This is a genomic window from Nocardia vinacea NBRC 16497, assembly GCF_000308835.1.
Taxonomy (GTDB): domain Bacteria; phylum Actinomycetota; class Actinomycetes; order Mycobacteriales; family Mycobacteriaceae; genus Nocardia; species Nocardia vinacea.
The window spans coordinates 47,091-53,617 of sequence record NZ_BAGN01000201.1 but is presented as its reverse complement, the minus strand read 5'-3'; the positions used below and the strand labels follow the sequence as shown (position 1 = coordinate 53,617).

The 6,527-nt window shown below is 65.3% G+C and carries 6 protein-coding genes; 3 read left to right on the top strand and 3 right to left on the bottom strand.

Annotated features, from left to right (window positions below):
- Positions 1-94: 94 nt before the first annotated feature.
- Positions 95-1,681, bottom strand: coding sequence for a methionine--tRNA ligase (metG, locus tag ON44_RS28020; RefSeq protein WP_281005300.1), 1,587 nt, complete (start codon positions 1,679-1,681; stop codon positions 95-97).
- A 77-nt stretch (positions 1,682-1,758) separates the two neighbouring features.
- Here metG and ON44_RS28015 point away from each other — a divergent pair, with 77 nt between their 5' ends.
- The 3 genes from ON44_RS28015 to rsmA all read left to right on the top strand — a co-directional run bounded on the left by ON44_RS28015 (position 1,759) and on the right by rsmA (position 4,934).
- Positions 1,759-2,586: a TatD family hydrolase gene (locus ON44_RS28015; RefSeq protein ID WP_040695354.1), complete on the top strand. Its 828-nt coding sequence runs from the start codon at positions 1,759-1,761 to the stop codon at positions 2,584-2,586.
- A 205-nt stretch (positions 2,587-2,791) separates the two neighbouring features.
- Positions 2,792-3,919 carry a resuscitation-promoting factor gene (locus ON44_RS28010; protein ID WP_040695352.1) on the top strand — a complete coding sequence of 376 codons (1,128 nt, stop codon included), beginning with the start codon at positions 2,792-2,794 and terminating at the stop codon, positions 3,917-3,919.
- A gap of 133 nt (positions 3,920-4,052) precedes the next feature.
- Positions 4,053-4,934 (top strand): 16S rRNA (adenine(1518)-N(6)/adenine(1519)-N(6))-dimethyltransferase RsmA, encoded by an 882-nt coding sequence (rsmA, locus tag ON44_RS28005; protein WP_040695377.1) that lies wholly within the window; start codon positions 4,053-4,055, stop codon positions 4,932-4,934.
- Positions 4,935-5,367: 433 nt separating this feature from the next.
- Here the strand turns inward: rsmA and ON44_RS28000 are convergent, their stop codons facing one another.
- Together ON44_RS28000 and ON44_RS27995 are read right to left on the bottom strand one after the other, a co-directional pair.
- Entirely contained in the window at positions 5,368-6,264 is an 897-nt protein-coding gene (locus ON44_RS28000) for a DUF8832 domain-containing protein (protein WP_040695351.1), read from the bottom strand.
- Positions 6,264-6,470 carry a heavy-metal-associated domain-containing protein gene (locus ON44_RS27995; RefSeq protein ID WP_040695349.1) on the bottom strand — a complete coding sequence of 69 codons (207 nt, stop codon included), beginning with the start codon at positions 6,468-6,470 and terminating at the stop codon, positions 6,264-6,266. Before ON44_RS27995 ends, ON44_RS28000 begins: the two co-directional genes overlap by 1 nt.
- Between the last annotated feature and the right edge of the window lie 57 nt (positions 6,471-6,527).

Sequence of the window (6,527 nt, the reverse complement as noted above, 5' to 3'; positions counted from 1 at the left end):
GCCCTTCCAGCGGTTCGGCCGAACCGAAGCGCTACCGCTTTATCGAGCGGTAGCGCTTCAGGCGCGCCTCGTGCTACGTATCGCCTTCTGTTGATTACTTCTTCGGCTCCACGTAGCGGGGGTAGATCGCTTCGGGCTCCGGCAATGGGGTGCCGGCGACCAGCGGGGTCGCGATATCGGCGAAGGTACGGTTCTGGCTGGCCAGCAGATCGAGGATCTTGCCAGCGGATTCGGGCATGACCGGCTGGACCAGGATGGCGACGATGCGCAGCAGTTCGATGGTCACGTAGAGCACCGTCGCCTCGCGGGCCAGCGACTCCTCGGTGCCGGTCTTGGCCAGCGCCCAGGGCGCTTCCGCGGAGAAGTAGCGGTTGGCCTCACCGAGGGTCAGCCAGATCGCCTCCAGCGCCAGATGCATTTGCTGGCCGTCGAATTCGGTGCGGCAGCGCTCCAGCAGCTCGTTCGCACGGTCGAGCAGGGCGCGATCGGCATCGGTGAATTCGCCCGGCGTCGGCACCACACCACCGCAGTCGCGGGCGACCAGCTTCAGGCTGCGCTGCACCAGATTGCCGAATTCATTGGCCAGATCGGTATTGATCCGCCCGACGATCGCCTCGTGGCTGTAGCTGCCGTCCTGACCGTAGGAGATCTCGCGCAGCAGGAAGAAGCGCACCGCGTCCACGCCGTACTCGTCGACGAGCGCCAGCGGGTCGACCACATTGCCGACCGACTTGGACATCTTCTCGCCCTTGTTGTACAGGAACCCGTGCACGAAAACGCGTTTCGGCAACTCGATCCCGGCCGACATCAGGAACGCGGGCCAGTACACGGTGTGGAACCGGGTGATGTCCTTACCGATGATGTGTACGTCGGCGGGCCAGAACCGCTGGAACGCAACGGATTCCGTATCCGGGAAGCCGACGCCGGTGATGTAGTTGGTGAGCGCGTCCACCCACACGTACATCACATGATCGGGATGTCCGGGCACCGGCACACCCCAGTCGAAGGTGGTGCGCGAAATGGACAGGTCTTTCAGACCCGCCTTCACATAACTCACCATCTCGTTGCGAGCCGTTGCGGGCGCGATGAATTCGGGATGTTCGTCGTAGAGCGCGAGCAGCTTGTCCTGGTAGTTGGACAGCCGGAAGAAGTAGTTCGACTCCTCGGTCCAGGTGACCGGCGTCTTCGATTCGGTCGAGATCCGGGTGCCGTCCTCGAGCAGCGTCGTTTCTTCCTCGGTGTAGAACGCCTCGTCGCGCACCGAGTACCAACCCGAGTAGTTGTCCAGGTAGATATCGCCGTTGGCGAGCATCTGCTCCCAGATCGCGGCGCTGGCCACCTGGTGGTCGTCATCGGTGGTGCGGATGAAGCGGTCGTAGGAGATGTCGAGCGTCTTGTCCATCGCCTCGAACACATCCGAGTTGCGCGCGGCGAGCTCCTCCACCGGCACCCCCTCGGCGACCGCGGTCTGCTGCATCTTCTGCCCGTGCTCATCGGTGCCGGTCATGAAGAAGACGTCATAACCGTCGAGCCGCTTGAAGCGGGCGAGGGCGTCGGCCGAGATGTACTCGTACGCATGCCCGATGTGCGGCGCACCGTTCGGGTATGCGATGGCCGTTGTGATGTAGAAGGCGGGGCGGTCAGCTGCGGTCATGGTGCATCTACTGTAATGCGCGTGGATTCCGACGCTCACGTGAATATCCCCCGAGACGATGGCCGCCGTCCCGCGCCGGCGTTCTGGTGTGCCGGAGTTTGCCGATGACAGCTAGACGGGCCGCGCCCGAGCTGCCGGAACCGCTCGCGCCGCTGGTCGACGCGCATACGCATCTGGATGCCTGCGGGGCGACCGATGCGGAGTCGACGGCGGTGATCGTGGACCGCGCGGCCTCGGTCGGGGTCGGCCAGGTGGTCACCGTCGCCGATGATCTGGCCGCTGCCCAGTGGGCCGTACAGGCCGCGAACTGGGATCGGAGGGTGTTCGCCGCCGTGGCGCTGCATCCGACGCGGGCCAATGCGCTCGACGATGCGACCAAGGCCGAACTGGAGCGGTTGGCCGCCGACCCGCGCGTGGTCGCGATCGGTGAAACCGGTCTGGATTACTACTGGCCGGGCAAGTTGGAGGGTTGTGCCGATATCGAGGAGCAGGTCGAGGGCTTCCGCTGGCATATCGACCTGGCCAAACGTCTGCGTAAACCGCTGATGATCCACAACCGCGAGGCAGACCACGATCTGCTGACGGTATTGCTGGACGAGGGTGCTCCGGAAACCGTGATCTTCCATTGCTTTTCCTCGGACACCAATATGGCGATGTCGTGTGTCGCCGAGGGGTACATCCTCAGCTTCTCCGGCACGGTGAGTTTCAAGAACGCGCATGAATTGCGCGAGGCCGCCAAGGTGGTGCCCGATGACCACATCTTGGTCGAAACCGATGCGCCATATCTCACGCCACATCCATTCCGCGGCGCACCCAACGAATCGTATTGCCTTCCCTACACCGTGCGCGCCCTGGCGGAATTGCGCGAACAGGATCCTGTGGCCCTCGCCGAAATCACCACCGCCAACGCCCGCCGTATCTACGGCATCTGAATTCGGGATCAGGTGGAATCGCCAGTGGCGCTCAATTTCACCTGATCTTGTTTCACATTTGGGCGAGTAAGTGTGTCCTAGGTCACTTCGGTCGGTACGTTTTGTGATTTACCTGCGGCGTCGATATTGGTTTGTGATATTGATACCCGCCGCTCGTAACACTACGGTTGTAGACCGCTGACCCCTTCGTTATCGTACTGTGACCATGTCTCCATTTACGAGGATCAACCAGTCCCGCTCGCCGCTGCTGTACGCGGCGGTTGCGGCGTTGCTGGTGACGCTGATCGTCGGTGCCGCGATGGCAATCGTGAACCGCAAGACGGTCACGGTCGTCGTGGACGGTGAGCAGATGACCCAGACCACCATGTCGCGCAACGTCAGCGGGGTGTTGAAGGCCGCGGGGTTCGACGTGAACGACCGCGACCTGGTCCGGCCCGCGCTGGCCGCGGCGATCACCGATGGCACGACCATCACCTACAACCGGGCGCGTGAGGTCGCGGTGTCGCTGGACGGCAAGGCCGAGAAGGTGTGGTCGACCGGTCTGACCGCGGGCGATGTGGTCGACCAACTGCACCTGCCCCGCGAGGTATTCGTTTCCCCTGCCCGCAACGAGAAGCTGCCGCTCGAGGGCGCCGCGCTGCAGATCGCCAGCCCGCGTTCGGTATCGCTGCTCGACGGCATCGGCAATCCGGTCGATGTTCGACTGGCCGCGCCGACCGTTGGTGAATTCCTCACCGCGGCGGGCATTCCACTGATCGAGCAGGACACCGTCGAGCCCGCGGCGACCACGCCGCTCACCGATGGGCTGCGGATCGTGGTGACCCGGCAGCGCGTCGAGAACAAGGTCGAGACGGTGCCGCTGGATCCGCCGGAGAATGTCATCGAGGATCCGACGATGAATATGAGCCGGACCGTGGTGGAGAGCGCGGGCGCGCCCGGCGTGCAGGACGTGACGTTCGCGGTGACCATGGTCAATGGCCAGGAGGTCAGTCGGCGGCCGATCGCTTCCAATGTGAAGGTGACGGCTCAGCCGAAGACCGTCCGCAAGGGGGCCAAGCCCGGTACCGAGGTGCCGCCGGTGCGTGACGGTGATATCTGGGATGCGCTGGCCCGCTGCGAGTCCACCGGTAACTGGGGCATCAATACCGGCAACGGCTACTTCGGCGGCATCCAATTCGACCAGAGCACCTGGGAGCGCCAGGGCGGTCTCAAGTACGCCCCGCGTGCCGACCTGGCCACCCGCGAAGAACAGATCGCCATCGCCGAAGTCACCCGCGCCCGCCAGGGTTGGGGCGCCTGGCCCGCCTGCACCAGTCGCCTGGGCATCGGCTGAGTTCGACTGGCACAGCGCCGCACGGGATTACTGGTGTGGCGCGGTCATCCGATGCGAGAAGAGCCAGCCCGACTGCGGGCGCTCGATGGTGCGCCACTCGGTGGTGAACAGGTGGGTTGATACGTTGTCGGACGTGTCCGAACCCGATATTTCCGCTCGTGGAAGTGCTGCGCTGCTCGGGCCCGCCGAGGTGCGGGCGCTGGCCGAGCGACTCGGCGTGCGGCCGACCAAGCAGCTCGGACAGAACTTCGTGCACGACGCGAATACGGTGCGGCGGATTGTCGCGGCGGCCGGGGTCGGGCGTGGGGATACGGTGCTCGAGGTCGGGCCGGGTCTCGGTTCGCTGACATTGGCCCTGCTCGATGTGGTGGATTCGGTCATCGCCGTCGAGATCGATCCCGTACTGGCGAAACATCTTCCGGTGACCGTCGCGGATCGCGCGCCGGAACTGGCCGGGCAGTTGACCGTCGTGGAGGCCGATGCACTGCGGGTCCGCTCGGACAAACTGCCTGCGGCACCATCGGCGCTGGTGGCGAATCTGCCCTACAACGTCGCCGTGCCGGTGCTGCTGCACCTGCTCGCCGAATTGCCCAGCATCACAACCTCATTGGTGATGGTGCAGGCCGAGGTCGCGGACCGTCTCGCCGCCGAGCCCGGCAGCCGCGTCTACGGCGTCCCGAGCGTCAAGGCGGGCTTCTTCGGCACCGTGCGCCGCGCGGGCGCGGTGGGCACCCAGGTGTTCTGGCCGGTGCCACGCGTCGACTCCGGCCTGGTCCGCGTCGAGCGCTACGCCGAACCGCCGTGGCCGATGGACGAAGCACACCGACGCCGCGTCTTCGAGGTAGTCGACGCCGCCTTTGCCCAGCGCCGCAAAACCCTCCGCGCCGCCCTGGGCAACTGGGCCGGTTCACCAGCCGAAGCCGAACGCCGCCTCGTCGCCGCCGGTATCAACCCGACCGCCCGCGGCGAAACCCTGGACACCGCGGCCTTCGTCCGCCTCGCCGCCCAGGCGTAACCCGCGTCGGCGGCGCCGCGTGACTTCGCCTGGTTGTTATCCGGATATCGACCCGCGCAGTGATCTCTGCACCGCGGCTCGGGTCTCGCCTTGCTACCCGGCGTAACTTCGTCCGGGCGGGTGTCGCCTGGCTGCCATCGGACATCGGCCTGTCCCGCTGCGGTGGATGATCTGCTGTTATGCCGGACTGGTCGGTTTCTGTGGCGGGTGAGGCGGGATCATGCGCCGCGTTATCCATACGGTTCGCTTGCTGGGGCGTCGCCGCAAGCGAAACAGATTGTGGATAACCAACTTTTGCCTTGTTGGTCGCGAAACCGGATTCATGCGCTACGGCAATCAATTCACGCGTGTCGCCGCACTCCGCGTGCCGTACGGAAAGCGCAGGTCATCGCGCTGAATGTCAGCTCGAGCACACGATGGTCAGCGCATGCGGTCAGGGGTGACCGCTACCCGAATGGTGTCCACCATCGGATGTGGATGGCGCTGTGGATGATTCGACGCGCGCGGTGAACTCGGCGGTATGTACGGCACCGCCGTGGGAGAAGTCTAGATACAACCGAAATGCGCCCGCACTCGGGGTCTGGGTATGGAAGCCGACCTCCGGACCCGCTGGGGTGCGGCCGATTTCGCCCTGCGGATGGACGTGCAGGTAGGCAAGGTCGTTGGCGCGCAAGACCACTAGATGGGCGTACGCGCCGAGATACGGCTGGAGGTCTGTCACCGGGACGCCGTCGTGGGTCACGGTGAAACGAAGTTCGCTGCCCGCTGTGCTCAGATCGCCCGCCATGCGGACTTGGTAGCCGTCCGCCGTTGCCGAGCGTGCCTCGGGTGGAAGTGGTTCGAGCCCGGCCGGTCCCGCGACCGTGACGGTGCGGCTCAGGACCAGATCGCCGGGCCCCTGCTCGGGAACGAAATCGGCGAAGACGTGATACGTGCCGGGCGCTGTCCAATTCCAATCGATCGACCAGGTGCCCGTGTCGTCCATGGTCGGGTGCACGTGCCGATATCCGGTGGTATCCGAGCGGACCACGATCAGGTGCAGCTTCTTGTCGTGCTGGGTGGTGAATCTCGTGACCGGAGCTCCGTCCGGTCCGGTGATCCGAAAACGCAGGGCCCCGGCTCGATTCGGGTCAGTGGGTGCGCTCAGGTCGGTCAGGGCGTAGCCGGATCGCGAATCCGACAGTCCGGTGTCCTGTTCGGTGTGCGCCATCGCGTCGTGGTCCGGTGTCGACCGGGTCGGATCGCCCACCAGGGCGCCGATACCGAGTGCGACACCGAACAGCGCGACGAGACCGCCGCCGACCGCGGCGAATCTCAGCCGGGCCTGCATCAGACGGCGACCTCGTACCCCGCCTCGTCAACGGCGGCGACGATATCGGCGTCGGCGAGCGGTGCGGTGCTGTCCACCCGGACCGCACCGCTGGCGAGGTCGATGTCCACGCTGGTCACGCCATCGATCTTGCCGATCTCCGTCTTGACCGAGCTGACGCAATGTCCGCAGGTCATCCCCGTGACGGTGTAGGTGCTCGTGGCCATCTCCGACTCCTTCGCTCACATTCGATCATACGGTGCGGGGGTATCCCCGACGCAAAT

Excerpts from the sequence above, each read along its gene's own strand:
- ON44_RS28015 (WP_040695354.1), top strand. The coding sequence starts at position 1,759 with ATGACAGCTAGACGGGCCGCGCCCGAGCTGCCGGAACCGCTCGCGCCG.
- ON44_RS28010 (WP_040695352.1), top strand. The coding sequence starts at position 2,792 with ATGTCTCCATTTACGAGGATCAACCAGTCCCGCTCGCCGCTGCTGTAC.
- ON44_RS28000 (WP_040695351.1), bottom strand. The coding sequence starts at position 6,264 with ATGCAGGCCCGGCTGAGATTCGCCGCGGTCGGCGGCGGTCTCGTCGCG.
- ON44_RS27995 (WP_040695349.1), bottom strand. The coding sequence starts at position 6,470 with ATGGCCACGAGCACCTACACCGTCACGGGGATGACCTGCGGACATTGC.